Origin of the sequence: Paenibacillus sp. FSL R7-0128, from assembly GCF_038002245.1 — a bacterium.
Lineage (GTDB): Bacteria > Bacillota > Bacilli > Paenibacillales > Paenibacillaceae > Paenibacillus_AQ > Paenibacillus_AQ silagei.
This window is the reverse complement of the sequence record NZ_JBBOCD010000001.1, coordinates 1,741,989-1,768,390: the sequence shown is the minus strand read 5'-3', so window position 1 is coordinate 1,768,390 and position 26,402 is coordinate 1,741,989. Positions and strand designations below refer to the sequence as shown.

Annotated in this window: 24 protein-coding genes; 8 read left to right on the top strand and 16 right to left on the bottom strand. The window is 51.5% G+C overall.

Features of this window, described 5'->3' with window-relative positions; translation table 11 throughout:
- Positions 1 to 6: 6 nt before the first annotated feature.
- The 11 genes from NST26_RS07240 to sbnA are packed head-to-tail and all read right to left on the bottom strand — an operon-like array spanning position 7 to position 10,427.
- A complete protein-coding gene (locus NST26_RS07240) occupies positions 7 to 981 on the bottom strand; it encodes a 2,3-diaminopropionate biosynthesis protein SbnB (RefSeq protein WP_340955174.1) in 975 nt (324 codons plus the stop codon).
- A 13-nt stretch (positions 982 to 994) separates the two neighbouring features.
- Entirely contained in the window at positions 995 to 2,236 is a 1,242-nt protein-coding gene (locus tag NST26_RS07235) for an ATP-grasp domain-containing protein (RefSeq protein WP_340978975.1), read from the bottom strand.
- The gene (locus NST26_RS07230) at positions 2,214 to 3,440 is read right to left on the bottom strand and encodes an ATP-grasp domain-containing protein (RefSeq protein ID WP_340955178.1); all 1,227 of its coding nucleotides are present in this window, start codon (positions 3,438 to 3,440) and stop codon (positions 2,214 to 2,216) included. The genes NST26_RS07235 and NST26_RS07230 overlap by 23 nt, the downstream gene beginning before the upstream one ends.
- Entirely contained in the window at positions 3,428 to 4,666 is a 1,239-nt protein-coding gene (locus tag NST26_RS07225) for an MFS transporter (RefSeq protein ID WP_340955179.1), read from the bottom strand. The genes NST26_RS07230 and NST26_RS07225 overlap by 13 nt, the downstream gene beginning before the upstream one ends.
- Entirely contained in the window at positions 4,663 to 5,181 is a 519-nt protein-coding gene (gene citX, locus NST26_RS07220) for a citrate lyase holo-[acyl-carrier protein] synthase (protein WP_340955181.1), read from the bottom strand. The genes NST26_RS07225 and citX overlap by 4 nt, the downstream gene beginning before the upstream one ends.
- The gene (locus NST26_RS07215) at positions 5,121 to 6,077 is read right to left on the bottom strand and encodes a triphosphoribosyl-dephospho-CoA synthase (protein ID WP_340955183.1); all 957 of its coding nucleotides are present in this window, start codon (positions 6,075 to 6,077) and stop codon (positions 5,121 to 5,123) included. Before NST26_RS07215 ends, citX begins: the two co-directional genes overlap by 61 nt.
- The gene (locus NST26_RS07210; protein WP_339313165.1) at positions 6,074 to 7,315 is read right to left on the bottom strand and encodes a hypothetical protein; all 1,242 of its coding nucleotides are present in this window, start codon (positions 7,313 to 7,315) and stop codon (positions 6,074 to 6,076) included. The genes NST26_RS07215 and NST26_RS07210 overlap by 4 nt, the downstream gene beginning before the upstream one ends.
- Positions 7,316 to 7,324: 9 nt before the next feature.
- Positions 7,325 to 8,056, bottom strand: a complete 732-nt coding sequence (locus NST26_RS07205; protein WP_340955185.1) for an HpcH/HpaI aldolase/citrate lyase family protein — start codon at positions 8,054 to 8,056, stop codon at positions 7,325 to 7,327.
- The gene (locus NST26_RS07200; protein WP_340955188.1) at positions 8,053 to 8,325 is read right to left on the bottom strand and encodes a hypothetical protein; all 273 of its coding nucleotides are present in this window, start codon (positions 8,323 to 8,325) and stop codon (positions 8,053 to 8,055) included. Before NST26_RS07200 ends, NST26_RS07205 begins: the two co-directional genes overlap by 4 nt.
- The gene (locus NST26_RS07195) at positions 8,325 to 9,449 is read right to left on the bottom strand and encodes a glycoside hydrolase family 88 protein (RefSeq protein WP_340955190.1); all 1,125 of its coding nucleotides are present in this window, start codon (positions 9,447 to 9,449) and stop codon (positions 8,325 to 8,327) included. Before NST26_RS07195 ends, NST26_RS07200 begins: the two co-directional genes overlap by 1 nt.
- A gap of 6 nt (positions 9,450 to 9,455) precedes the next feature.
- Positions 9,456 to 10,427 (bottom strand): 2,3-diaminopropionate biosynthesis protein SbnA, encoded by a 972-nt coding sequence (gene sbnA / locus NST26_RS07190; RefSeq protein ID WP_340955192.1) that lies wholly within the window; start codon positions 10,425 to 10,427, stop codon positions 9,456 to 9,458.
- A gap of 258 nt (positions 10,428 to 10,685) precedes the next feature.
- Here sbnA and NST26_RS07185 point away from each other — a divergent pair, with 258 nt between their 5' ends.
- Both NST26_RS07185 and NST26_RS07180 read left to right on the top strand, forming a co-directional pair.
- Positions 10,686 to 11,951: a cation-translocating P-type ATPase gene (locus tag NST26_RS07185; protein ID WP_340978972.1), complete on the top strand. Its 1,266-nt coding sequence runs from the start codon at positions 10,686 to 10,688 to the stop codon at positions 11,949 to 11,951.
- A 21-nt stretch (positions 11,952 to 11,972) separates the two neighbouring features.
- Positions 11,973 to 13,391 (top strand): HAD-IC family P-type ATPase, encoded by a 1,419-nt coding sequence (locus NST26_RS07180; protein WP_340958135.1) that lies wholly within the window; start codon positions 11,973 to 11,975, stop codon positions 13,389 to 13,391.
- Between the two features lie 44 nt (positions 13,392 to 13,435).
- Here the strand turns inward: NST26_RS07180 and NST26_RS07175 are convergent, their stop codons facing one another.
- The 4 genes from NST26_RS07175 to NST26_RS07160 form a co-directional block, all read right to left on the bottom strand.
- Positions 13,436 to 15,358 carry an FtsX-like permease family protein gene (locus NST26_RS07175; protein ID WP_340955195.1) on the bottom strand — a complete coding sequence of 641 codons (1,923 nt, stop codon included), beginning with the start codon at positions 15,356 to 15,358 and terminating at the stop codon, positions 13,436 to 13,438.
- Positions 15,355 to 16,134 carry an ABC transporter ATP-binding protein gene (locus NST26_RS07170; RefSeq protein WP_340955196.1) on the bottom strand — a complete coding sequence of 260 codons (780 nt, stop codon included), beginning with the start codon at positions 16,132 to 16,134 and terminating at the stop codon, positions 15,355 to 15,357. Before NST26_RS07170 ends, NST26_RS07175 begins: the two co-directional genes overlap by 4 nt.
- A gap of 169 nt (positions 16,135 to 16,303) precedes the next feature.
- Complete coding sequence (locus NST26_RS07165; protein ID WP_340955198.1) at positions 16,304 to 17,341, bottom strand: sensor histidine kinase; 1,038 nt, start codon at positions 17,339 to 17,341, stop codon at positions 16,304 to 16,306.
- 14 nt (positions 17,342 to 17,355) lie between these two features.
- On the bottom strand, positions 17,356 to 18,039 hold the full coding sequence (locus NST26_RS07160) for a response regulator transcription factor (protein WP_036723891.1): 684 nt from the start codon (positions 18,037 to 18,039) through the stop codon (positions 17,356 to 17,358).
- 145 nt (positions 18,040 to 18,184) lie between these two features.
- Here NST26_RS07160 and NST26_RS07155 point away from each other — a divergent pair, with 145 nt between their 5' ends.
- The 4 genes from NST26_RS07155 (at position 18,185) to NST26_RS07140 (ending at position 21,713) form a co-directional block, all read left to right on the top strand.
- Positions 18,185 to 18,880: a response regulator transcription factor gene (locus NST26_RS07155; protein WP_340955200.1), complete on the top strand. Its 696-nt coding sequence runs from the start codon at positions 18,185 to 18,187 to the stop codon at positions 18,878 to 18,880.
- 1 nt (position 18,881) lies between these two features.
- Positions 18,882 to 19,925 (top strand): HAMP domain-containing sensor histidine kinase, encoded by a 1,044-nt coding sequence (locus NST26_RS07150; RefSeq protein WP_209874978.1) that lies wholly within the window; start codon positions 18,882 to 18,884, stop codon positions 19,923 to 19,925.
- 121 nt (positions 19,926 to 20,046) lie between these two features.
- The gene (locus NST26_RS07145) at positions 20,047 to 20,997 is read left to right on the top strand and encodes an ABC transporter ATP-binding protein (protein ID WP_340978970.1); all 951 of its coding nucleotides are present in this window, start codon (positions 20,047 to 20,049) and stop codon (positions 20,995 to 20,997) included.
- Positions 20,997 to 21,713, top strand: a complete 717-nt coding sequence (locus NST26_RS07140) for an ABC transporter permease (RefSeq protein WP_340978968.1) — start codon at positions 20,997 to 20,999, stop codon at positions 21,711 to 21,713. The genes NST26_RS07145 and NST26_RS07140 overlap by 1 nt, the downstream gene beginning before the upstream one ends.
- Before the next feature lie 261 nt (positions 21,714 to 21,974).
- Here the strand turns inward: NST26_RS07140 and NST26_RS07135 are convergent, their stop codons facing one another.
- Positions 21,975 to 24,299 carry a helix-turn-helix domain-containing protein gene (locus NST26_RS07135; RefSeq protein ID WP_340978966.1) on the bottom strand — a complete coding sequence of 775 codons (2,325 nt, stop codon included), beginning with the start codon at positions 24,297 to 24,299 and terminating at the stop codon, positions 21,975 to 21,977.
- Between the two features lie 226 nt (positions 24,300 to 24,525).
- Here NST26_RS07135 and NST26_RS07130 point away from each other — a divergent pair, with 226 nt between their 5' ends.
- Positions 24,526 to 25,461, top strand: coding sequence for an ABC transporter permease (locus tag NST26_RS07130; protein ID WP_340978963.1), 936 nt, complete (start codon positions 24,526 to 24,528; stop codon positions 25,459 to 25,461).
- A gap of 24 nt (positions 25,462 to 25,485) precedes the next feature.
- Positions 25,486 to 26,358 (top strand): carbohydrate ABC transporter permease, encoded by an 873-nt coding sequence (locus NST26_RS07125; RefSeq protein WP_340943101.1) that lies wholly within the window; start codon positions 25,486 to 25,488, stop codon positions 26,356 to 26,358.
- The last annotated feature ends 44 nt before the right edge of the window (positions 26,359 to 26,402 follow it).

Genomic DNA, 26,402 nt, shown 5'->3' with positions numbered 1-26,402 from the left:
CTGCTCCTACTCCTCCAACTCCTTACCACACCCGCGATTCAGCGCTTCACGATAATATAGTGATCCAATGGCAATATCAAAGGCAGCCATTCCCATCGGATTGAACATGACCGCTTCCTCCTTCGGGAATTTCGCCAGCGCGTTGCCGCAGACCACCTCGACGATGGACGCCGTGTCTTCCTTCCGCAGCCCTCTTTGATGATGCATATGTTCAATATCCGTATTCGCACGGCACACTTCATCCCAGTCATCGACAATAATGGCCGAGGTGTAGCTTAAGATCGCCGGGGTGAAATCGCGCAGAGACACGTTCAGCAGCAGACTCTGTTCTTTGGGCTTGCGGTCAATATAACCGGAGCTGGAAATTGTACAAGTGATGAACAGATCAGCCCCTTCGTAGGCTTCCTTCCAGGAATCCACAGGCCGTACCCTTGTCCCAAGCTCTTCCGGGATATGATCCAGAGCACCCGGATTCTGATCAAAGATCCGAACCTCCTCCAGCCGGTCCCCGAGCAGCTGATTCAGCATCGACAGATGGAGCTGACCGATCGGTCCGAACCCGACAATACCGGCAATCATTTTACCGGCAAAAGGGTGTACCTTCTCATATTCCTGAATCATCAGCCCGCTGACCGAAGCCGTGCGAATCCCGGAGATAAGCGGACTGTTGATGATAGCCACAGGCTTCCCGCTGCCGGAATCATTCAGTATCGTCACCGAGTGGGCACGGGGAAGCTGCCTGCCATGGTTACCGGGAAAACTGGCGATCCACTTGATGCCTGCCATCCCGATCTCTCCGCCCACATAAGCGGGCATGGCAATAATCCGGCTGCTTGGATCTTTATCAAAGAGCAGATAGGGTTTAATCGGCTGGGAGAATTCATGCGCTGCCATCACTTGGACAGCACTCCGTATCGTATCCATGCATAGTGCCCAGGGAAGATTCATCTGCTCCAGGTTTGTGGTATTCAGATATAACATGCTCAAGGCCTCCTCAGCTTATAGGTCTGGCTGCAATGTGCAAGCCGATCGTATTCTGGATTTCACTGCACTTCTGCTCAGCCTGCTCTGCATCGTCCCCTCCAACCATCACTCGGCCAATCCAGTCAAAATTAGATCTCGGAAAGGACACCTCGCGCCCGGCAGCAATGAAATGCGATCGCAGAATGTCCGCACGCCCCTCTAATTCCTTAAGCCCCGTAACCTCGATCAGCCTGCCGTCAACCGGCGAACAGAATTCCCGTGAAGCAGCACCACGCGTGACGCTCGGCGTCAACTCCGGGGCCTCCCCCATATGCATACGAAGCACTTCACGCGGCAGGTCAATGCCGGTTGCGTATTTAATCATCTCCGGAACAGGCCCGCCTACCATCCGCGGATTAAATTCAATAATCTTGGGACCTTCAGGAGTGAGAGCAACCTCTGTATGTGTGGGGCCAAAGTCAACCCCAAGCGCATGCAGTCCCCGGCGGACCACCTCCACGATCTCCGCCTCATGGCTTAACCGAACCGGAAAGCTGGCGCCAGTCTCTACAAAATAGGGAAATCCAACCAGACGGCGGTCCGTAATCCCGATCAGGTGATCCTGCCCTTGATAAGTGACCATCTCCACACTGACCAGAGGTCCGGCTGCATATTCCTCAATGAGCACATCCGTACTTCCATAGAGATTACGCCCAAAATTCCGGTTGTTCACATAGCTGTCGTAAGCCTGCCGCAGCTCTCGCTCATTGTTGACAAAGACCACCCCGATACTCATAGCCCCGTCACACGGCTTAACGATACAGGGATAACCCATGGAATGGGCGTGCCGGCAAGCTTCCTCTATACTGCCTGCGAGCAGTGAACGGGGAACCGGAACGCCGCTCTGAACGCAGATTTCTCTGGATTTATATTTATTCCGGGCATTCTTGGCCGCCAGCGGCTGCATGGTCGGCACACCAATCGCATGCGCAGCAGCCGTTGCCTGAACCACGTAGAATTCCGCAAAAGACATCACTCCGGTCAAAGGGTTCGCTTGATGGTACGCTTTGACAAAGTCAACCACAGCTTCTTCATTAAAGGTGTCCACTTCATGAATGTAATCTACCAACCGGAGCGGGTGGGACTCCAGCGGCTGGCCCTTCAGGTAATGCTGAATATTCTGGGTCAGCAACGTTACGGTGTACCCCATCTCCTGGCAGGCCTGGATACCTGCGATAGACTCATTGCTCTCAACTAGTAACAGGTGCTTCATTGGTTGTATCCTCCTTATAGGCGGGCAGAATTTGCACTTCTTGCTCCAGATACCGCAGCAGCTGTGACAGCCTGGCTTGCAGCGATGCCGAATTCTCGCCTACGATGATTACGGTCATCACGGCATCCACGCTGGAATGAGCCGCGTCCAGCTGTTCGCCTGCTCTGACACGGGGAACATATTCCGCCACCCATTCAAAGGGCAGCGTCTGCGGAATGGTCTCTACCGTTCCCGGGCGTTTCGGCATTAGATATACCCCCGCTACCTGTGACGGCCTTGGCACCGGCAGCTTCAGCGGCAGTCCGCATTGCCCCCGGACCCACTCCCGGTTCAGATCAACGTCATACATGGCGCTGATTGACTCACTGATCCGCCCGCCTGCGGTCCGGCTGGCAATTTCACAGAATACCCATTCATCCTCCGGGGTATGGAACATTTCACAATGAAAGGTTGAGACTCCCGGTGAGGGCAAGGCTTCAATGACCTGCTGAACTTCATGAACCAGCCGCTCATACACCGCGCAGCCGGGGCTGAGCAATTCCACGAAGCAATCCTGCTGGAGTATCTCCAGCGGCTTGCAGGAATATTTGCCGACAGAAGCGAAACGGATCTCCTGGCCCATCATCAGCCCATCGATCTCATACATTTCTCCCTCTACGTAGGCTTCAACCATTAAGCCGCTGCCGAGGCCGCGTTCCCATACATCGTTCAATTGCTCCCGGGTCCGTATAATGTCCGTATTCATGGAGCCCATGCCGTCCACCGGTTTAACCACAACCGGCAAGCCGTGCTCCAGCACAAAATCATACAAGTGAAGCGGTGAAGCCAGTCTGCGGAATGCCGGGCAGGATACCTGCGGGCTGACTAAGCTTTTCATCACCGCCTTATCCCTGTAAGCCACTGCACTCTCCAGCTGTTGACCAGGCAGGTGCAGCCGTTCACGCAGCCGGGCCGCACGAATCAGATCACTCTCATCGAGAGCGATGATCAGACGGTAAGGATGTTCCTCATACAATCGTAACGCATCGATCTCTACCCGGTCATTGCTCACCCAGTTGTCGAACACTTGCACAAGGGCAAAGGGTTCCGTTATCTCACCATATGCCGGCGAAGTATACAGGTATACTTCTTCATCCAGATCCTCCAGCCAGGTCAGATAAGGAGCGAAGGCCCGCCTCCTCTGATTCAGAATTAATACCGCCATAGTTTCTCCTCCTCCTTGTGATGAACAGGTGACCGGTTTAGCATTACGTAAAGTACAAGAGACAGTCCAGACAGAAGAGCCAGGGACAACCAGAAATAGGACAGCTTTCCGTAGATGCTCCACATATGTATGAATTGCAGCCCGGTATATACACCGATTCCTTCTCCAAGGGCTGTGGACAATCCGATGACACTGAAATATGTGATACGCAGATCCGGGTGGGCAGCGTTAGAGACATACGCATCTATCGTAGGGATGAATAATATTTCTGCAAGGGTGAACAACGCGACGAATACGTAGTAGCCCCAGATCGAACCGATGATCGCATTCATTGAGAAAGAAACACTAAATAGCAGAAACGCCAGCATCAGCCGGTATCCCTCACGCTGGCCTGACAACGCGGTATTCATCCAGCGCCCGACCGGAATCTGCAGCGCCACCACGAGGATTCCGTTCAGCATCAGCAGACTTCCCAGCCTTTCCGGAGCGTTATAATAAGTGCCGATTAAATAAGGAAAGGAATTGAACAATTGGGTGAAGAAGAAGCAGCCGATCATATTGAACAGCAGCACTTTACGGAAGCTTTTATCGAGCAGAACGGTCTGATATCCTTTCCAGAAGCTTACCGGCTTCCGCTCCCGGCCCATCAGACTACACCCGGGCGGGAAGATATTGAGCAGGATGGCACCTAACACATAAAACCCTCCAACGAAGGTCAACGTGAAGCTTTTCAAGGAGCTAGTCAGCAGAAAGGAGCCGATTAAGGGCCCGGCAATGGCTGCACCGTTCGTATACATATTGGAATTCGCAAAATAAAACAGGGCATTGCCATCCTTACTCCCCACGAAGGATAAAGAAGCCTTCGAGGATAAGCCTCGGACAGAGTAGCCGATCCCGGCAATGATAAGCTGTATAGTAATCAACACCGGAGACTGCCAGAAATCTACCATAGCGATGGAGACCCCTGTTAGCAGGCAGCCGAACCACATGCATTTGAACGGGTCCATGTTGTCCAGCAGGGGTCCGGTAAGGAATCTCGCACTGCGGTAAGACACCGTGAAGATCATGGTAACTACAGCGGTAACCGACAGCGGCAGTCCTTTGACCTGAGACAGATAGACCGTTAATATCGCCGTCATAGCGTAGAAGCCAAGATGGGTAACCAGTGTGTTCAGACAAATGGCAAACACCGGCCGGGGCACCTTTAAGTTTCGGAAAAGATTCATGTGACTGCCTTCCTTGCCGCCAGATCAGCAGCCATACGTCCGATTAATTCCTCTGGCGAATGATGCTGCAGGAATCCGCACACTTTAGCAGGCTGCCCGCACAGATAACAGCGGCGTGAAGGAGCCCCCAGCTCATGCCTGCCCATTGCTTTTCCCGATGAATCATAAATATCCATATCCCAATAAGCGCTAAGCGGATGCTCCCCTTCAAAGGACAGACAGAATAGCTTCAATGCCGCCGCATCCGCAGATACCTGAAGATAAGCAACCGGACCAAGCGCCAGCCCGATCCGCTCCAGCGCAAGAATCTTATAAGCTGCAACCGCCAGAGCTTCCTGTAAAGCCTCCATACAGAGCTCGAATAGTTCATAGGCAACAGCCAGCCTCTTATCCGGCCCCGGAATATTCATCATAATCTGGATCAGCGAGCCTGCTGCCGGATACCTGGCCTCTCTTAGCTCATGGAGGCGCTCCCGGTCGCGAAGGATGGCTGATACAGCGGAATCGTTCGCCACACTCTTTCCTCCCCCTGATTCTCAGTCCACAAATGCAAAGCAAGCGTCATCGCCAGCAGATCGGCTGATCCGCCGGGAGATAAGGAACGGAGACGAAAATCCTCCTCCATGGTGCGGATATAGGCTCTGCCTTCAGAGGTGAACAGACTCCCCCGGTCCAACGCCGCTAATGCACTCGCCTGAGTATAGTCAATCCTTGTCCTGTCGAACTTGCGGTTCAGCAGCGTGGTATCCTGTACCACAGCCATCAATGATAGCAAGCAGTGGATCAGCGCCGTCCGCAAATCTGCTCCTTGTTGAAGCGCCTCCCGCAAGGCAGGCAAGCCCTGCTGAAGAATGGACGGAAATCCGTCTATAACCTCGCCCCGTATGCCTCTAATCCCCCACTCCCTGTAGGCGCGTCCGCCCGTGCTTGCACTGTGCGTCTCCTCCAGAATGTCCGCCAATTGTGCCCGCAGCGGATACTCAGCCAGCCTTCCAGCCAAGCGGCATATCTCCTGCGGTTCTACTGCACTGGATGGACTTTGACTCGTCATTCCGGCAGCCGCGCATAGAATCAGTCCCAGGAAGATCGTTCCTTTATGGGTATTCACTCCCCCGGTAGCCCTTAGCATGTCAGCCTCGGCCCGCCGCCCGGTCTTCTGGAGCATCCTGAACAAATCCTCCCTGCCGGTTCGGCCCCCGGATTGTTCTATGCCCAGGCGCGCAGCTTCCTGGTAATACGGCTGAATGCGGAGTGCGCTTCTCAGAAAAGTGTAAATATCCATATCCCCGTGACATCCGTTGCTGACCGCCGATACCAATCCGGGGGAAGGCCAGCTCACAGCCTCGGCCAGAACACTATAGACAAGCGTTTCGGCAATCCAGACCGATGCTGCTTGGCCGGAAGCAGTCACTTTACGCTCTCCGGGATAGCCGCAGGCCAGTGTTCACTCTGTAGACCGTACTGCTGAAGGAAGCTCCATACTACCCGTTCCAGGCCAAGTCCGATGCAGCCCGACCATGTCTCAGCGTTGTCCCTCAGTCTAAAGTTAAAGGTCTTTGCAAAAAAATCGCCGTGCGTGTCATAGGAAGCAATCGAAATCGTGTCGTTTTTATACGGGATATCCGCACGAACCTCGTATTTGACATGTTTGGGCACTTTGAAATTCTGCTTCACCTTACCCGGCAGGAAGAATGGATCATTGGCTAAGACACACCCGCCTTTCAGCCCTACCGCTTCCATCCACTCCACGGTCCACTCTAATGTCAAGTCACGCATCCGGGTGACGTATTCGGGAGTACCCAGAAATACGAATTCCCGCATGGTGAAATTCAACAACCGTTCCAGCAGATATACACGTTTGCCCTCATTGCGGAAAGACTGGCCTTTGAGTACAAAAGCGGTATTGTCCTCAAACACCTGATCCTCCATTTCCATATAGACTTTATAGCAGGGGGCAGATTGCAGAATATAGGGAGGCGTCTCCAGATAAGGGCCGCAGTCCTGCGGCAGCTTCCCGTTATTCGCGGATACATCTGCAGCGAAGGATTTCATTGTCTCATGATCATGGCTTAAATGGGTGGCCAGCAGCAAATGCATTGGTGCGCTATGGAAGTAATTCATCTTCTCGGCGAACGAAGCAGGCAACAAGACCGAATACTGCCGCTGCTGACAATCCCCAATTCTCCGGCCGACATAATCCACATAACTCTGGTCAAAATACTCCAGCAGAGTGATGATCGGACGATGGTACGCCAGCTCCTGATTCTTCAATAAAGTCAGCCATCTCTGCTCCAGCAGGTCATCCGAGATATTCCGCTGATTGCCCGGCGTGCAGCAGGAGCACAGCTTCTCCAGCGGCGGCTCATGCAGCTCCACCATATTCAGCTCAGGCTCCAGTATTTCAGCGGATGATGCGGATGCCTCATCATGCTCCGGGGTGAAACGCTCCAGGAAAATAGCAACCTCCCGCTCAATCTGCTCCCTGGGATAAGACGATAGATAGGTGACGCTGATCCGCTTCCCTTGAATCGGGTCGACCTGCACCTTATGGGCAGATACATTTTGCAGGAACATATGGGTGAACACAGGGATTTGCAGCTTATTTAGAGTCACAGGCTCAGGCAATTCCAATCGGTATGTTGTGAACATAACAGCCTCCTACGCTATTGAAATTCCGTATATGTCTTGGACGACGGCAACCTGGTCCGGATGGATTACGGAACGCCCCGTGAAGCCGTATTCCCTGGAGAGCAGACAATCCTCGCGGAACCCCTCCAGATCACGATAAGCCATGTAAGTGGTGTCAAAGCATTGAAGGCCCACACTGCGGCAGTATTCCCCCAGCTTCTGCTTGGCCTTCCGGACCTCCAGGGCCGGGTCCCCAAGCCCCTTAGCCACACAGTCATTGAAATAATCTGTTCCTCCAAAGGTAAAAGCATAAATATTCCGGCTGGCCTGATGAATCTCTCCGAGATTGGCAATAGCCTCACAGCATTCAATCATGACTTCATAGCTGGGTGAATAGTTCAAGCTACGCTGGTGTATAACATCCTGCACCTTGCGTTCCACTTGCCGTAAATCCTCAGCCGTCCGGACCATGGGCAGCCGGATTCGGGCAGGGCGCTCTGGCACAAGCTCTTCCAAATCCTGCTCCCAGTGAGGGGTATGAACACTATTCACGCGGACAATGAGCGTATGCTCCGAGTCGCTGCTGAATTCCTGAAGGGCATTCTTGACCACGTATCTTGCTTCAAGCTTCTTCTCCTCCGGCGTACCGTCTTCCAGACAGAGAATAATATTCATAGGATAGAAGGTCATAGCGTACTCTATGTAATTCGGTTTGTATCCCGGAACATAGAAATAGACTAAGGGTTCGGCAGCTACACTCATCCTGTTACACCTTCCCGCTGATTAACCGTGTTCAGAGAGTAGGCCAAGGCTTCGCAGCGGCTGCGGATGACCCACTCATTGGCTCCATTGAACCAGATCTGGGGGGACAGATCCGCCAAGCCATACTGCTTCAGAATGGGAACAACATATTCATAGACTTGGCGGTCCGTAAGCTCCGGCACCATATTCATGCATTGCATTGCAGCGTGGCCTTCTTCGATGACAATTTTAATATCGCTAGATTCTATCGATCCGGCACTGACATTCATTAAGAACCGACCTCCAATGAGTAATATAGAGCCTCCAGCAGAAAATAATCGCCCCAGATCTGGGACTCTCCTGCGGCTTGAACGACATGCAGCGGCGTGCTGGCATGCACCAGCAGTCCCTCATGCTCCGGACCCGGGGGCGCATACTCCGCAGAAATCAGAACATCGAGCACCCTCTCTGCTTCTTGCCGGAACTGCTGGCGTAAGGGATCATCAGGGCTTAAGGCTGCGGCAAACTGGTAGAATGCAGAGCAAGCGATCGCAGCAGCCGAAGCATCCCTCATAGCCGTCTCCTGATGGGACAGCATCAGATCCCAGGCCGGAACACCATCCGAACAGACATGGGCTAAGTAGAAGGCAGAGAGCTGCTCAACCTTTGTCCTCCACTCCTCTTCATGACCCAGCACATACATTTGAACTGCTCCATAGAGTGCCCATGTGTGGCCTCTGGCCCACACCGATGCTGAGCTGAATTTGGCGTTCTTGTTGTAGGGCTGCTCCGGGGCTCCCGTAAGTGAGTCCATTCTCATATATTCGTAAGTGAAGCCGTCTTCCCTCATCAGCGCAGCACTTGTAATCTGTGCTGATTCGATGGCAGCGGCGCGATAGCGCTCCTCACCGGTTATCCGATAGGCCCATAGCCACAACCGGATGTTCATCATACTGTCGACGCCTGCATAGCGCTTCCCCTCGGGCAGCCAATTGCATTCCAGATAACCGCCCGGGAGACGCGAATCAAAGAGGCTGTCAGCAGCTTCAAGCGCAATCGTTCTGTATGCTTCCTTACCGGTCAGATCGTACCCGAACGCATAAGAATAATAGAACAGGAAGCCAATATCCTGATAATCCCCCTGATTCTTATAAGTCTCAATCCCGCCTATCCAGCGGTCAGCTTCCTCAATATAAAGAGTATCGCCGGTCAACTGATAGAGCTGGTAGAGGAGTCCAATGAAGAATCCGGAGGACCACTTATCCTCCAGCATATATCTTCCGTTGTTCGTAACATAAGGAAGCCTAATCTCACCGGAGGATGGCATAGAAGCAAGCTTGTCAAGCTGCCTGCGGGTCTGTCTGACGGCACGGTCAATCACCTCATTACGTAAGGAAACGGTAATCTCCAGCACCCCCGATCATATTTTCACAGCGCTTTTACCCAGTTCAATTCCAATCTGCTCCAGCCATTCATCCGAAAAAATAGTATTGTAGTACCGGTCTCCGCGATCTGGAAGAATCGCAAGCACTTTGTCCCCGCCAGTCAGGCGGCGGGCAAGCTTCAGGGCCGCGAACACCGCTGCACCTGCGGAGCCGCCGACCAGCAGCCCTTCTTCCTTAACCAGCCTGCGGGTGGTGGAGAAGGCCTCTGCATCCGAGACATGCGTAATCTCGTCATACAGCTCTCTTCGCACATTGCCCGGTACTATAGCTGAACCAATGCCAATCTGATGTCTGACACCCGGCGGCTTCCCGAAGGTAACCGAGCCGGCAGCATCAACAGCCATAATTTTTATGTGCGGGATATGTTCTTTCAGCCCCAGGCTGCACCCGGTAATGAGACCGCAGGTGCCTGACGGTATCACTGCCCACTGAAGCTCATTACCGAACGCCTCATAGATTTCAAGCGCGGTCGTTTGTCTGTGTGCCTCAGGATTACTCGGGTTATTATACTGATTAGGCCAAAATGCTCCCAGTTGCTTGACGAGCTCCTGTACCTTGTCCAGGCGGGCTCTAAGATAGTTGCCATACTCATCAGCCTGATCAACCATTACCGTCTCCGCACCATAGGCCTGGATAATACTGAGATTGACCAGACTGATCTTGGGATCGACCACACAGATCAGCTTGTACCCCTTTTGCCGTGCCACAAGCGCCAGTCCGATGGCCAGATTCCCGGAGGAGGATTCAACAATCGTGCCGCCGGGCTTCAGTTGTCCCGCTGCCTCCGCTTGGCTGATAATGTAGAGCGCCGTGCGGTCCTTCATGCTGCCGCCGGGATTAAGCCCCTCCAGCTTGATGAATACCTGCGCCCCATACGGGTCCGGAAGATAATTCAGTTTAACAATAGGCGTGTTCCCAATTAATTGCAGCACATTGTCGTAGATCAAACCTATCACCTCCCAAGGCATATTCTCATAGATTTTTCTATAAAAAGTAAAATAAATACATTTGCATCATACACTTCTATCCTAATAAATGTAAATATATTAAAAATTTTTATCACTTTGATTCAAAACTTCTATAAAAATCCATCACCTTGTATTTTCTATTAGTGAACATTTCGCAACGACTTCCCTCTAAAGCGTTTGCCCGGACGGGTTCCCGTTTAATGAATGGGAAGATTTGAACCAGAGGAGGCGACTGACTTGGCGAAGAAGCAGGACAAGCTGTGGCATGCCATGGACAGCCAGCGTACGCTGGAAGCATTGGAGACAAGCAGGGAACAGGGATTGAGCGGCAGCGAGGCAACCGCGCGGCTGAACCGCTATGGAAGGAATGAGCTGCCGGAAGGTAAAAAATCGCCGGCGGCCCTTAAATTTGTAAAGCATTTCAATGATGTGCTGATCTACATTTTGCTGGTTGCTGCCGTCATTATGGCCCTGCTCGGCCATTGGACCGATACCATCGTCATCATTATCGTAGTCATCGTCAACGCGGCCATCGGTTTCGTGCAGGAACACCGGGCCGAGCAAGCGCTGGAGGGCATCAAGAATATGCTGTCCCCGGAAGCTCAGGTACTGCGGGACAGCAGCCCGGCGGCCATCGAAGCGGCAGAGCTGGTGCCGGGCGATATCGTGCTGCTGAATCCAGGCGACCGAATCCCGGCAGATCTCAGGCTGCTCAGCAGCAGCAATCTGAAGGTCGAGGAATCGGCGCTGACCGGCGAATCTACCTCGGTGGAGAAGCAGACGGAAGCGCTGGAGGAGGACTGTCCGCTTGGTGACCGGACCAACATGGTTTTCTCGGGCACAACCGTTGCTTCCGGGACAGGAATTGGAGTAGCGGTGGCAACCGGCGGCAAGACGGAGCTCGGGAAAATTAACCAGTCCATCGCCTCCGTGGAGGAGATCCGCACCCCGCTTTTGCAACAGACCGCCCGTTTCGGCAAAATGGTGTCGGTTGTTATCGTAGCTGTGGCCGCCTTGATGTTCGGCTTCGGCTACGGGCTGCGCGACTATGAGACCGGAGAGCTGCTGCTGTCGGTCATCGGACTGGCTGTAGCGGCCATCCCCGAAGGCTTACCGGCCATTCTGTCCATTATATTAGCGATCGGTGTGCAGAATATGGCACGGAGAAAGGCCATCGTCCGCAATCTGCCTTCTGTAGAGACGCTGGGCGCGGTCTCCGTCATCTGCTCGGATAAAACGGGAACGCTGACCAAAAACGAAATGACCGTCACCTCTGTAGTAACGTCCATGCATGAATACGGGATTACGGGAACCGGATACGCGCCTGAAGGTGAAATTATACGGGATGAAGACAAGGAGGCCGATCCAGAGCAGGACCGGACGCTGAAGCATCTGCTGATATGCGGGGTGACCTGCAACGATTCTGTGCTGACGGAAGAACAAGGGGAGTGGAAGCTTCAAGGCGATCCTACAGAAGGCTGCCTGCTGACGCTTGCGGGCTAGGCCCAATCTGAAGTTACTGAACTGAAGACGCGCTCCAAGCTCCCGTTCGACTCCGAATACAAATACATGGCGGTCCTGAGCGAATACGAGGGACGTTCAGTCATTTATGTCAAAGGTGCGCCGGACCGTCTGTTTGAAATGGCGGACCGGCAGGCGGACGACGAAGCCGAGACTCCGTTCGATGCTGATTTCTGGTACGGCCAGATGCAGGCCCATGCCCGCAAGGGACAAAGGGTCATCGGACTGGCGATGAAGGAGCTGCCGGAGGACTCCTCCCCTGAGCAGATAGACCATGATGATCTGAAGGAAGGACTGGTGCTGCTGGGGCTGGCAGGGATCGTCGATCCGCCGCGTGATGAAGTGGTGGATGCGATCCGCGAGTGCCAGAACGTCGGGATCGAGGTCAAGATGATTACAGGCGACCATAAAGAGACAGCGATGGCCATCGGTGAACAGCTGGGCATCGGCGATGGGAAGCATTCGATTGAAGGCCGGGAGCTGGACAACCTGTCTGCGGAAGAGTTGAAGGAAGCTGCACAGAAGTATTCCATCTTCGCCCGCACCAGTCCGCAGAACAAGCTCCAGCTGGTCGAAGCGCTTCAGAGCAGCGGCAGCATTTGTGCCATGACCGGTGACGGGGTCAATGATGCCCCGGCACTCAAGCGGGCAGATGTAGGCGTAGCCATGGGCATCAAAGGCACCGAAGTATCCAAGGACGCCTCGGAAATGGTTCTGGCCGACGATAATTTCAGCACCATCGTCAAGGCCGTCAAGGAAGGCCGGCGTGTGTACGACAATTTGAAGAAAACCATCCTGTTCATTTTGCCGACCAACGGTGCAGAAAGCTTCCTGATCATGGCGAGCATCCTGCTGGGCACGATGATTCCACTGACACCGATCCAGATTCTGTGGGTCAATATGGTCAGCTCGGTCACGGTCTCCCTGGCACTGGCGTTTGAGCGGATTGAGCCCGGAGCGATGAAGCGGCCCCCGCGCAATCCGGCGGCCCCCCTGCTCAGCGGCTATTATATCTTCCGCATTCTGTTCGTATCCGTATTGCTCGGCGGGGGAACCCTGGCCATGAACATGTCCATGCTCAGCAATGGATATGAACAGGCTGTCGTCAATACAGTGACCATGCAGACCATCGTCCTGGCGCAAATGTTCCATCTCTTCAACTGCCGCACCGAGCTGGGACCGGCAATCCGCAAGGGATTTTTCGACAATAAAGCGGTCTTCGTCGTATCCGGCCTGCTGGTCGTACTCCAGCTGTCCATCACCTACCTGCCGTTCATGAACCGGGTGTTCGGCACAGTGCCGATCGGCCTGTCCTACTGGTCCTTCCCGCTCATCATGGGAGCCGCGCTGTTCGTAATTATTGAGCTTGAAAAGGCGGTTACGCGCGGAATTATCCGCCGCCGACGCCAGTGGGAATGGTGACCGTTCGGCTGCTGCTTGAGTAGAATAGATACTGTTCTTCCTTTCTATATAGCATCAGTAACAATACTTCTGTAATACCGGATGGTCACCACGGTAAACATCAGATAGATGACGATATATGCAGCCATGCTGATGAGGATGGGGGTGAGCATACTTGCGGCGATGAGGACCGAGCCGACGTTAAGCGCAAACGCAGCATGAATTAACCCGATCCCCAGAGGAATTAAATAGACAAAAAGCTGTTTGCGGATGATGCCTTTCATGATGTCGCCGACTTGAAATCCAAGCTGCCGCAGGGTGCGGTAATGGGCTTTCTCTTGTTCAGCCTCGGTCATTTGCTTGAAGTATAGGATACTTCCCGTGGACAATATAAACACAAATCCCAGGAATCCGGCAATAAAAATGAGCAGCCCGAAGGTCTGGCGCGATCCCTCATAGGCGGATTGGAAGTCCGTGAGATACCGGTCACTGTCCACATTCGACAGGAAGATGTCAGAAGCAGCCCCTGCTTGCTCAGGGTCCAGCACATTAAAGACCTCATAGGTCAGGAATTCTTTGTACTCCTCCTTCTGAATACTATCTCTCATTCGCTCGAACGTATCACCCGAGACCAGCAATTGATCCCCATAGAAAATGTAATTCATCACGTTCGCAAGCTTATACCTGGAGACGGACAGGCGGTCTGCTTGATCGCTTGATTCATACAGCACCTCTTGGGGAGAGACAATCTCCCTTCCTTCTATCACCGCCCGTGAACTATAATAGATGCCTTCACCATCCTGGGGATGCTCCAGATCTAACCCAGCCTGCGCCATCTGCTCTGCGGAGAATAGCAAAAACGTGCTGTCCATCTCATCTGCTGTTGAACCCTGATCCACCCATACGCCATGAAACCGGATGGCCTCGACTTGATGGCGGTCGAATGCAATCTGCTCCTCTTCTAACCGGCTGGATATCTTAGCGGCTTCCTCAGGCATATTCTCCACGGCAAAGTCAAAGGGCATCGACAATCTCACATCGCTCCGCGTGGAATAATATAAGGAATAGGACAGGGACACCATCGTAATTGTCATCGCAGACAACACGGTAATTAAGGTTAGGGAATTGGCGTGACCCTTGATTCTGTGCATTAACGGGGCGACCGACAGGCTGTTATACAAGCCCAGATTTCCGTTCCTCCTGTTCCGGTATACATTGAGAATCCAGCTTATGGTCGTATGGAAAATCAGATAGGTTCCCAGTATCGTACTTGCGAGCACGAGCAACATCAGGAACATCAGTATATCGGTGTTGGTAACAATTAATGTAGACAGATAATAGCCACACCCGATCAACCCTAATCCGGCTATTCCCAACATGCCTGAGATGATGCTTGGACGTTTGACCGGGGAATCCTGCCTATGATTAGCCTGGAACAATTGCAGTAGCGTACTGCGGTATACCGTCCATATGATCTGTACCGAGGTGACCACAATTAAGCAGGTAAACACAGCAAGGGTCTGGAGGGCAGCCGTGCCGGAGAACGTTAAGCCAATCACCGCTTCAAGCCCTAACAGGTTCATGAACAGCAGCTGGAAGAGCCGTGAGAGCAGCGCCCCGACCCCCATGCCAATCAGCAGTGCACCCAGACCCAGCATAGCGTGCTCCAGGATCAACACCCGGGCAACCCAGGCTTTGGATAAGCCGATTAACTGATACAATCCGATCTCTTGACTGCGTCTTCGGATGAAGATGCCCGTAGCGTACATGGTAAACACAATGGTGATTACAACGAGCAATATTCCGGCAACTTGTAAGGTTGTGGAGAAGTCCATACTGGATTTCACCATCGTTACAATCGTCTGATCATTCTGCAGAGTCGAAAAGATAAAATACAAGCTGATGCTGAAAATCATCGCAAAAAAGTAGAGGTAGTACATCTTGAGGTTCTTGCGCATACTGCGAATGACTAATTTTCGTAGAGTCATTGCTGGCTGCCTCCTCCGAGTACGGCCTGCATATCGAGAATGTCCTTGAAGAAGGCTTCCCTCGTCTTGTCACCCTTGTACAATTCCGCGAACACTTTACCATCCTTGAGGAAAATGACACGGCTGCAATAGCTGGAGGCGAGCGGGTCATGCGTAACCATCACAATGGTGACCTGCCGGGTCTGGTTAATCTCATGCAGATTCCCCAGCAGGTTAGAAGCAGCTTTGGAATCAAGAGCTCCGGTAGGCTCATCCGCAAAAACAAGCGAAGGCGAGTGAATTAACGCCCGTGCCGCAGAGGTACGCTGTTTTTGGCCGCCTGAGATTTCAGCAGGGTACTTGCCCGCCAAATCCATAATATCCAGAATCCCGGCAATGGCATTAAACTCCGCCTCGGCCTGACTATTGCTTATACGGGTTAACGACACCGGCAGCAGGATATTCTCTTTGACCGTTAAGGTATCGAGCAGATTGTAATCCTGAAAGATAAAACCCAGGTGCTTACGGCGGATGTCGGAAAGCTGGCTATCCTTCATTTTGGAAATCTCGTATTCTTGTATAAAAATCTGCCCCGCTGTGGCACGGTCAATCGTAGCTAAGGTATTAAGCAGAGTGGTCTTGCCGGAGCCTGAAGGCCCCATGATTCCCACAAACTCCCCCTCCAACACCCGCAGGTCGATCCCCTGTAACACCTGCTGGGCATTTCCTTTGGCACCATAAGATTTATGCAAGCCTTCAGCCAATAAAACAGTCTTCGTTGCGCTCTGATGTTTCATCTGAGCCCCTCCCATCCGGTTGTTCTATACACAGTGTAAAGGGTTCTACGGCCCCGGGTCGCAAGCTTTAGGTGATAAAAAGAGGCCTAATGTGATATTTTTGTCACCTTCACGTAAATTAAAAAGCAGCCAGGCTGTAAAAATCCTGACTACTTCATTTATGCCCATTTTACACTAAGGAGCGTCTAATGCGTTCAAATGGATTATCACTGGAGAATATCATCCGAACCGATGTACCTTCGCCAATAGCCGAGTCAACTTCCAGCCGGATGTGCAGCTTCCTGCTTATTTCTTTGGCCAGGTACAGTCCCATGCCCGTGGCGGAGTGCTGGACTCTCCCGTTCTCTCCGGTAAAACCTCTATCAAATATTCGCGGCAGGTCATGCGCCTGAATGCCGGGCCCTTCATCTGTAATCGTTACGGTGACGAATTCATGCTCATCGGGGGCGATATGAATAGTTACCTTTCCATCCGCCCGGCTGTATTTAATCGCATTCGTTAGCAGCTGTCTTATCACGAACCCGCACCACTTTTTGTCCGTGTACACGGTACACTCTGTGTCCCCCGTCAGATCGATGGATATATTCTTTTCCATACACCAGGTGGCCAGCTCGCGAACCTCTTCCCTGATCAGGTCCTGCACCCGCTGCTTCTCCGGGAGTAAGTCGGAGTCTATGTTAGCCAACCGCGAAATATACAGCTGCCGGTCAATTAACAGGTGCATCCGGAGCCAGGGCGCGTCAAGTTTCTGAGCTAACTCATTCGATCGATGGGCATCCATGATAATCTTCATCGCTGTAAGCGGCGTTTTCACTTCATGCACCCAGGAGGACAGATCATCATGCTCCATCCGCTTGGCAGATTGATACTCACGGTGCCTGTGCTCATCATGCTTATGAATGTTCTGCAGAAGAGTATAGATCATCCCCTCTGGATAACGGCTGCGCGGTTCCGGGATATTCACAAACCAGTCCTCTTCCACCCCGTTAGACAAGCTAAGCAGAGACTTATAATAAGCAGTTTCCTTCTTGTACCTCCAGATCAGGAAACCAGCACAGACCGTCAGGAACAGAACATTCAAATAGAGCAGAGATTGAGGCTCCACACCGATACCATCGTCGAATTGGATCAGAGCGTTGGTAAGCAGCAGCAGCAGACCCATTAAGCCAATCCAGCTTTTTTTATAAATAAGATAAGCGATGAACAACGGATTCCTCCCTCCTACAGCGTGACGGCCATATAGCCAAGACCTTTTTTGGTGACAATCCCTTCAGCTAATTGGAGAGCAGCAAGCTGTTGCCGTAACCTGGTGATGTTGGCAGTGAGCGTATTGTCATTCACATATTGATCATCGTCCCACAGCTTCTTCATCAGTTCATGACGGGAGACGATCTTATGATTAGACCGGACTAACGCCGCCAGAATCAGCAATTCATTTCTCGTCAGGCTAATGGTCTTCCCATCCTTATAAATTTCGCCGCTGTGTACATCAATCAGTGCCTGATTCCACTCCATCATATCCGGGGATACCTCTTCATACGTATACGTGCGGCGCAGTACCGCCTGAACCTTGGCAAGCAGGACATCCATATGAAAAGGCTTCTGGACGTAATCGTCCGCCCCTAGGTTCATCGCCATGATCATATCCGTTGGATGATCTCTGGAGGACAGAAAAATAATCGGAACCTTGGAGACGGCCCGGATCTCCCTGCACCAATGAAAGCCATCGAATTTGGGAAGCTGGATATCTATAATCACCAGATGCGGCCGATGCTCAGCAAAGGCTTCCATCACCCCAGCAAAATCACTGGGGCTGCTTACTTCATAGGACCACTGGCTTAAGCTTTCTCGAAGCGCTTCCAGAAGCAGAGCGTCATCCTCAATAATAAAGATGTTCCTATTCATGATTCGCAGCCCTTTCTGTCAGTATACTTAGCAGACAAAGCAATACGCCCGTCAGCTAATGGTACCATTTTGGCAAGGATTGCAACAACAAGGGTAAGCAATTATGATTAACCACATAATTGTTAGTGCCCCGGGAGGTAGTCCAATGTCCAAAACAATACTAGTTGTAGACGATGATGCAGAAATTGTGAAGCTCATCACCAAGACGCTAAGGTACGAGCAATTCGCTGTAATTACGGCATGCTCCGGGAGAGAAGCCCTATCTGCGGTGGAGGATCACCCTATTGATTTCATTGTTCTCGATGTCGTCATGCCAGATATGAGCGGACTGGATGTCTGCAGAACGATCCGGTCGTCTTATAATGTTCCGATTATGTTGTTAAGCGCACGGGATCAGGACATTGATAAAATTGTCGGTCTGGAAATCGGCGCAGATGATTACATGACCAAACCGTTCAGTATTCAGGAGCTGGCCTCCAGGATCAAGGCGCATTTCCGCAAAGTGGACAGGCTGCACAAAGAGTGGGGCGAGCTTAGTCCTGCCAAAGACAAGGCGGATGCTCCACTCATTTTGAATGACAAAACGTATGAAGCCTTCCTCTACAGCCGGAAGCTCGACTTATCCGCGAAGGAATTTCAAATTCTGTCTGTCCTGATGCGTCACCCCAACCAGGTACTGAGCCGGGAGCAGATCTATGAGAACGTCTGGGGAGACGAATACGGCGAGATCAATACCGTAACCGTTCATATCAAGAATATCCGCAAGAAGCTGGGTCCTGAGCAACACTTCATCAAAACCATTTGGGGCATAGGCTATAAATACACGGAAAGAGAGCAATAGGATGAAACTGAAAATCAAGCTTCCCCTGTTATTCCTGCTGATGCTGCTGATTCTGATGTTCTCGATTGGTTTGTATTTAAAGTTTATCTTTGCTGTATATTCCCCCATACGTACCACTTTGCTGGACTCACCATATGTAGTATTACTGCTGCCCATCTTCGTCATCGCCGGCTGCATATTTTCCATTCTGATCATCTATATTCACTTCCGCATCGAGCAGCCCATCCGGCGTCTGAATGCCCGGCTGGAGGAAGTCAATGTGGTCCGTCCCCTGCCTCCGCTGGCTTTGAAGCGTAAGGACGAGATCGGAGAGCTATATAATCACTTCAATAAGATGGAGCATCGGCTTCAGCTCGCCCACAGAGAACAGACCGATATGCTTGCCGCCATCGCCCACGATTTGAAGACACCCCTGACCTCGATTAACGGCTTCACTGAACTGCTGGCTACACACCAGAACTTACCCGAAGCTGAGAAGCAGGAGTATTATGAATTAATTCAGCGGAAGTCCGCCTATATGGTGGAGCTCCTCAATGATTTCTCCAGCTTCACCAAAGAAAAATCGGAGCTTGAATCCATGACCGCCAAGCCTGTAAAGGCGACAGAATTATTCGCAGACATTGCTTTTGAATATGAGTATGAGCTGGCGGGACTTGATATTGAACTGGTTTGCCGCCATTCCTTCACGGACAGCATATGGCTGACGGTTAATGAACCGATGCTCCGCCGGGTGTTCGGCAACCTGTTCAGCAATGCCGTCAGATATGGCGGGAAGCCGGATCTGAAGGTGTATATGACCGGATATCTGCGGGAGCATCATGCCTATTTTCAAATAGAAGATAATGGAATTGGCGTACCGGATCAGGACATGTCTTCACTGTTCCTCAAATTCTTCACGGTGGACCCGTCGCGGCAGATCCGGAAGGGCGGACTCGGGCTGGGGCTGGCCAGCTGTAAATCGATTATTGAGCACCATGGAGGCGAGATTACGGCCTTCTCCTCGGAATATGGCGGTCTCGGGATCAGATTCAGCCTGCCTTTATAGTTTTTTATATTCTCTTCAGATTTGTTTATTTTTCCTTTAATGAAGCTTCATGTTTGGATGTGACAATACGTTGTAGCAGGATACAACAATCACTGGAACCAAGCAGGAGGTCGGAGGAAGAATGAGTATTCTATCCAAGAAAAGAATCGGCAGCACGCCCGCGATACAAATTGACGGAGTGCACAAAAGGTTTGGCGACTATACCGTATTAAACAATCTTTCGCTGGAGGTCACCCGGGGTGAGATCTTCGGATTCCTGGGACTGAACGGCGCCGGGAAGACAACGACGATCAAGATGCTGCTGGCGATGATCAAGCCTAACTCAGGCTCGCTCTATATGTTAGGTGAGAAGGTCGACGCCGGAAACTCTAAACTATGGAGCAAAGTCGGGTATTTGGAGGAGGCGACCTTTTATCCGGATCTGACTGTAACGGAGAATCTGGAGATCGCCAGACGTATGCAAGGGGTGCCTGACAAGGATGCCGTACCGCAGGTAATCTATAAGCTAGGGCTTGAGCCGCACAAAAAGAAAAAAGCAAAGCATCTCTCCCTCGGGAACAAGCAGCGCCTGGGACTGGCCAAAGCGATGATTCACAACCCGGAGATTCTGATCCTGGACGAGCCGATCAACGGTCTTGATCCCGCAGGCGTAGCAGAGATACGGAATATGTTATATAATCTGGCGCACAATTTCGGCATCACGGTGTTTATATCCAGCCATCTGTTAGAGGAGCTCTCGAAGGTGTCCACACGGATTGGCATTATTCACGGCGGCCAGCTGGTGCAAGAAGTCGCAATGGACAAGCTGGAGCAGTCGTTGGAGAAAAGCCTGGTGGTAAACGGCCGGAACAAGCCAGCCTTAAAGAAGGTGCTGGAGGAGCATGGCTATGACTTCGTGGATACGGCGGACGGCTCTATTAAACTAACCAATGAACATGCGGCAGATCATCCCGAACGGCTGGCCGAACTGCTCGTGCAAAGCAATCAGCCGCCAACGTCGCTCCGGGTAGTTACGGAGGATCTGGAAGGCTATTTTCTCCGCACCATCGGGGTTAACAGGGGGATTAAATAATGAATATTCTATCGGTGCTACATTGTGAGCTTCGCAAGATTATCCGCTCGAATGTGTTCTGGATTATGTTCCTCGTTCTAGGCTTCGGGCCCATCATGATGGGCGTCGGAAATGTATTATCCAGTGAAGCCGGCGGTGTTACCTGGGAAGCGTATTTAAACGGATTGCTGGAGACGCTTGCCCCGCTGGGACTGATCGGATACACCTTTGTGGCGGCATGGGTCTTCGGACGGGAATTCTCAGACCGGACCATCAAAGATTTACTGGCCAAGCCCATTTCCCGAGCGAAAATTGTATTGGCCAAGTTCCTGGTCATTTTGGCATGGTGCCTGTTACTTTCCATCTATATGTTCGCTATTGGTCTTGCTGTAGGAGCTATCCTGGGTGTTACAGGCGGGTCCGCTGCCTTCATCTGGAGCTCGTTCCTTAAGTTCCTGATCACCTCACTGTTGTACATTTTTGTAACCGCACCAAGCATTCTGTTGGCTAATGTGACCAAAGGCTATCTCGCCCCCCTGGGGCTCATCCTGATCATCGTCATTCTGTCCAACGTGCTCAGCTCCTTCGGATTCGCGCCTTATTTCCCATGGACGATCCCGTCGGTATTCCAAAGCACCGGTTCGCTGCAGCTGAGCAGTATCATCATCATTGCCTATACCGGGATTGTCGGAATCGCCGGAACCTTCGCCTGGTGGAGATATGCTGAGCAGCCATAAGCGGACCGGATCGTCTCAAATCATACGAAGAAAAGAGCTGTTCCCAAAGCCATGAAATGGCTGCTTGGGACAGCTTTTTTATTGCGGAGCAGGATCAACGTAAGCACTTAGATGGACGCTACGCAAACGGACCGTTGTTACAATCGCTGTTGTGTCCAGATTTTTTTCATTCCCCTTAGCGGTGAAAATCCGGACACAAAGGCGACCGCTGCCGCTTTTTCACAATCGTTCCGTCCGCTCCGCTGTTTAAGCGGGAAATGATCACTCTTCATCACCTACAATGCTTTTCACCGCCTCCTGCTCACGGAAGGCCGAAGGGGTCAGCCCGTACTTTTTCTTGAACAAGGTGGAGAAGTAAGTGATGTTGTAGATCCCGACCGCTTCACTGATCTTAGCCGCCGTGTCCGAAGTTCCAGCAAGCAGCTCCTTCGCTTTGTCCAGCCGGGTGTTGTTCAGGTATTCACTGAAGGATTGCCCGGTCGCTCCTTTGAACAGCTTGCCCAGATAGCTGGGAGACAGGCCGGCGATTTTGGACACCAGATCGAGTGAGATGTTAGGCTCGGCATAATGCTCATGGACATAATTCTGCACCTTTTCAATGAGACTATTATGCTTCTTGGCATTCAGCCAGTGATTCTTGTCTTCAATTAACGTGCAGATGGTGGAGCAATAGCGGTTGAATATGTTACGGATCTCCGTCAAGTCCTCAGCACCTTCGATATCGGTTACCGTCTGCAGATAATCATTGAAATTGGAATCCGGCACATGCTGTAAATAGTCAAAAGCTTTAAGCAAAGACAACATGAGCTGCGTGCTGAAGGTGATGATCTGATGCACAGATCCGCCGGATATAGTATCGATAAATTCTTCGATGGCGCTAGCAATAAGCTCCGGCTTGCCCTGCTGCACGGCTTCAATCAGCTTCTTCTCGCAGCTACTTGGATAGCTTAAGGCCGTTAACACATGGTGCCGTGTCGCTGCTGCGTCCAGAATCGCTTCCTTCCCATAGATTAAGCGGTATTTCACATACTGCTGGGCTGATGTATACGAGGACGGAATATTCCCCTTGCCAAAGGAGATATCTCCTACACCTATCGATACAGTCACCTTGAAGTAACGGTTCAGGAAGCTTTGAATATTGCGCAAGGCAGGCTTAAGCTCCTCCGGGAGCTGATTTTTCGTATATTGAAGGATGGCGGCAGCCTCGTTTCCTCCCATAATAAGAACATCGCAGGGGCCGATATGCTCCAGCAGCTCTTTGGCGATATTCCCAAGTGCGAAGCGCAGCAAAGACTGCTGTTTCCCCTCTGCCCTCTCCCCTGCAGGCTCAAGCTCATTAATCTTGAATACCAGCACGCCGAAGAACGGTCCCGCAACCTCCTCGCCAATCTCCTTAATCATGTCGCTTGAGACCGAGTCCTCCAGGGATTGACCGCGCAGCAAGGCATGAAGATAATGCTCACGGACCGTCCGGGAAGAATGGCTGATAACGAACTGCATCGATTTCTCACGTTCATGATAGGATTGGAACACCTCGGTCACCATCTTGTATTCATCAATCAGTGCCAGGCCGGATGCGGGTTTGACTGGGCTCGGCATGACCTTCTCCAGCAGCGCCGATAAGGGCTTATTCATGCTCGAGGTCAACAGGATAGAGATCAACAGACCTGCAAGTACAATACCGGCTGTGACCAGCAGCGTAATCCCCCGGAGCTGGTCAATGTCAGTGATGAGCTCAGAATACGGTGAAACGCTTACAAAATACCAGTCCAGTTCCTCTGATTTCACATAAGTGACCAGATTCTTTTCGTTTGCGATCGTTGTGGTGAAGCTGTTCTCCGGTTGGTTCTCTATTAATATGGTCCGTACATACTCCTCCCCGGATAAGTCATCCAGGAACAGATTGGAATCGGTATGAGACAGCACTTTACCTTCATTATTGATCACGAAGACATTATTGGCCGCGTCCGCTTTGCCGATCTTGCGGATCGTCGTCAGAATCGACTGTTCCTCCACATTGATATAGATCAGCGGACTGCCTCCGGTCTGGTATGCGAAATTCGGATACAGCAAGAAGGTCAGGAACTGTAACGGCCTGCCGTTATTCCGGCCCGCAACCTTCAGGCTGCGCGGATTGAACTCCATATACTGTTTCGCACTGAGTGCGGTGAGCGATGCGTCGAACGGAAGTCCGGCGGTATCGATGGTCGTGCCTGTAGAAGGCCGGTGGATTCCGATGCTGTGAATATACGGGTTCAGATTGGCAATCTGTTCGATTTGCTGATGAATATGGTAATTGCTCACCTTATTCTCCACCGTCTCATCCAGAAAGGACAGGATCTCCGGTTGAATAAGCAGTGTATTTCCGATCGTCATGACTTGGTTATAGACGACATCCGAGGCATAAGTGATCTGGGATAACATGGCCCGGGAATTGCGTTCGATCTCCTTAATGGCGCTTCGGGAGAACAGGGAGAAGAGTACACTGGACAGCAGACTAACAGTTAGCAGAACGAGCAGGAAATATGAGATGGTGAGTTTTTGAAAGGCCTTGTATCGAACAAGCCGCTTGATGGTTGCCCGCATGCTGTATTCCTCCCCTGCTGCTCGGTATCATTTCTAAATATAGTACATTTCCGGCTGAAACGGTACTGAATCAGGCGAAAATGAAAGCCATTCCGTTTTTTTGAAAGCCTCGTGAGCGAATTTGAAAGCGTTTGCCGGGTTTTAAAATAGACTCTTACTGCGGCTATAGCTAAGCTGAAATCAAGGCAACAGTCATCTACAACAAACAAATAGGGGGGAACAGGAATTGAAGAAAAAACGGCGTCCAGGACTCAGCATACTGTCAGACATCCGCAGGAATGGCACATCCTATTTGTTGGTTTTGCCGGCCATGGCTTACACGTTTATTTTCGGCTATATGACCTATCCTTATATGGTTATTGCTTTCCAGCGCTTCAATTATACAAAAGGAATTTTCCATAGCGAATGGGTCGGCTTCAAAAACTTTGAGTTTTTCTTCCGTTCCAATAAAGCGCTTACAGTTACCTTTAATACCATTTACCTTAATTTACTGTTTATTGTTTTCGGTACGCTGATGGCGCTGGCCATTGCACTGGTGCTGAACGAGCTGCGCAAGAAGCTGTTTGTGAAGATCAGCCAGTCGCTGATGTTATTCCCGAATTTCATCTCATGGATCGTCATCAGTTATGTGCTGTACGCGCTTTTCTCCATGGATATGGGCGTAATTAACAGAATTCTGAACCAATTTGGCATAGCCTCCGTGAACTGGTATACCGAAGCCCAGTCCTGGCCGGCGATTCTGACCATCATGCATGTGTGGAAGGGCGCCGGTATGAGCGCGATCATCTACCTGGCAACGATCACCGGCATCGACGAGACGTTGTATGAAGCAGCCGAGATTGACGGGGCTAATCGCCTGCAGATGTGTTTTCGGATTACGCTTCCGCTAATGATGCCAACAGTTATTATTCTAACGATGCTCTCGGTCGGCAAAATTATGTACGGCGATTTCGGGATGATCTACGCGCTCATTGGGGACAACGGCACCCTGTATTCGACTACGGATATTATTGATACGTATGTGTTCCGCTCCTTGCGCCAGATCGGTGACCCTTCCGAAGCTATGGCCGTGGGACTGTTCCAGTCGGTTATCGGATTCATCCTTGTCTTTGGTACCAATGCCATTACCCGCAAGTACTTCAAAGATGGCGCTTTATATTAAATCCAGGAAGGAGGAGACGTATCAATGAAAAGAATTTCAATCAGCAGGACGGTCATGTACACGCTGACTGCGGTCTATTCGGCACTATGCCTGCTTCCGATGCTGCTGGTGCTGATGATCTCCATCACGGATGAGGATGCCATACTTAAGAACGGCTACAGCCTGTTTCCGGAGAAATTCTCTCTGTATGCCTATAAGCTGATCTTCACAAGCGGCTCCCAGGTCATTCAGAGCTACGGCATTTCGATCTTTGTCACTCTCGCCGGCACCACGCTGGCCCTGCTGATCACTTCTATGGCAGGCTATACCCTGGCGAACAAAAATGTGAGGCACCGCAATCTGCTCGCCCTTTACTTTTTTATCACCATGATTTTCTCAGCTGGCATTGTGCCCTGGTATCTGATGAACCGGGCGCTCGGATTAACCGATAATATTCTCGCTCTGATTATTCCGTCCCTGCTGTTCAGCCCGTTCAATCTCTTCCTGGTGCGCAATTTCATGAACGGCATTCCTGACTCGCTGCGGGAATCAGCCACCATCGACGGAGCCAGTGATATTGTCATTGCCTTCAAGATTTATCTTCCGTTATGCAAACCGGTACTGGCGACGATTGCCCTCTTCTATGGACTGGATTATTGGAACAACTGGTGGAATGCGATCATGCTGATTGACACGAAAGACCTGTATCCGCTGCAATTCATGCTTCTGCAGATGCAATCGGAGATCAGTATGCTGAACGATATGGCCATGCTGGCCGGAACAAGCGACGTTACGCTTCCTTCGGAGTCGGTCAAGATGGCGACAGCCATCGTAACCATCGGGCCGATTGTCTTCCTCTATCCTTACTTACAGAAGTACTTCGTGAAAGGGCTCGTGATCGGTTCGGTGAAAGGCTGATGTCATCCCTTAGGGGTTAACATATAGAAGACAACATAAGAGGA

Bases quoted from the DNA above. Each gene is read 5' to 3' on its own strand.
- NST26_RS07170 (WP_340955196.1), bottom strand. From the start codon at position 16,134: ATGAAACATCAGAGCGCAACGAAGACTGTTTTATTGGCTGAAGGCTTG.
- NST26_RS07135 (WP_340978966.1), bottom strand. From the start codon at position 24,299: ATGCGGGCAACCATCAAGCGGCTTGTTCGATACAAGGCCTTTCAAAAA.
- NST26_RS07155 (WP_340955200.1), top strand. From the start codon at position 18,185: ATGTCCAAAACAATACTAGTTGTAGACGATGATGCAGAAATTGTGAAG.
- NST26_RS07140 (WP_340978968.1), top strand. From the start codon at position 20,997: ATGAATATTCTATCGGTGCTACATTGTGAGCTTCGCAAGATTATCCGC.
- NST26_RS07145 (WP_340978970.1), top strand. From the start codon at position 20,047: ATGAGTATTCTATCCAAGAAAAGAATCGGCAGCACGCCCGCGATACAA.
- NST26_RS07125 (WP_340943101.1), top strand. From the start codon at position 25,486: ATGAAAAGAATTTCAATCAGCAGGACGGTCATGTACACGCTGACTGCG.
- NST26_RS07175 (WP_340955195.1), bottom strand. From the start codon at position 15,358: ATGACTCTACGAAAATTAGTCATTCGCAGTATGCGCAAGAACCTCAAG.
- NST26_RS07205 (WP_340955185.1), bottom strand. From the start codon at position 8,056: ATGAGTGTAGCTGCCGAACCCTTAGTCTATTTCTATGTTCCGGGATAC.
- NST26_RS07160 (WP_036723891.1), bottom strand. From the start codon at position 18,039: ATGAATAGGAACATCTTTATTATTGAGGATGACGCTCTGCTTCTGGAA.
- NST26_RS07235 (WP_340978975.1), bottom strand. From the start codon at position 2,236: ATGAAGCACCTGTTACTAGTTGAGAGCAATGAGTCTATCGCAGGTATC.
- NST26_RS07225 (WP_340955179.1), bottom strand. From the start codon at position 4,666: ATGAATCTTTTCCGAAACTTAAAGGTGCCCCGGCCGGTGTTTGCCATT.
- NST26_RS07150 (WP_209874978.1), top strand. From the start codon at position 18,882: ATGAAACTGAAAATCAAGCTTCCCCTGTTATTCCTGCTGATGCTGCTG.
- NST26_RS07210 (WP_339313165.1), bottom strand. From the start codon at position 7,315: ATGTTCACAACATACCGATTGGAATTGCCTGAGCCTGTGACTCTAAAT.
- NST26_RS07240 (WP_340955174.1), bottom strand. From the start codon at position 981: ATGTTATATCTGAATACCACAAACCTGGAGCAGATGAATCTTCCCTGG.
- NST26_RS07200 (WP_340955188.1), bottom strand. From the start codon at position 8,325: ATGAATGTCAGTGCCGGATCGATAGAATCTAGCGATATTAAAATTGTC.
- NST26_RS07230 (WP_340955178.1), bottom strand. From the start codon at position 3,440: ATGGCGGTATTAATTCTGAATCAGAGGAGGCGGGCCTTCGCTCCTTAT.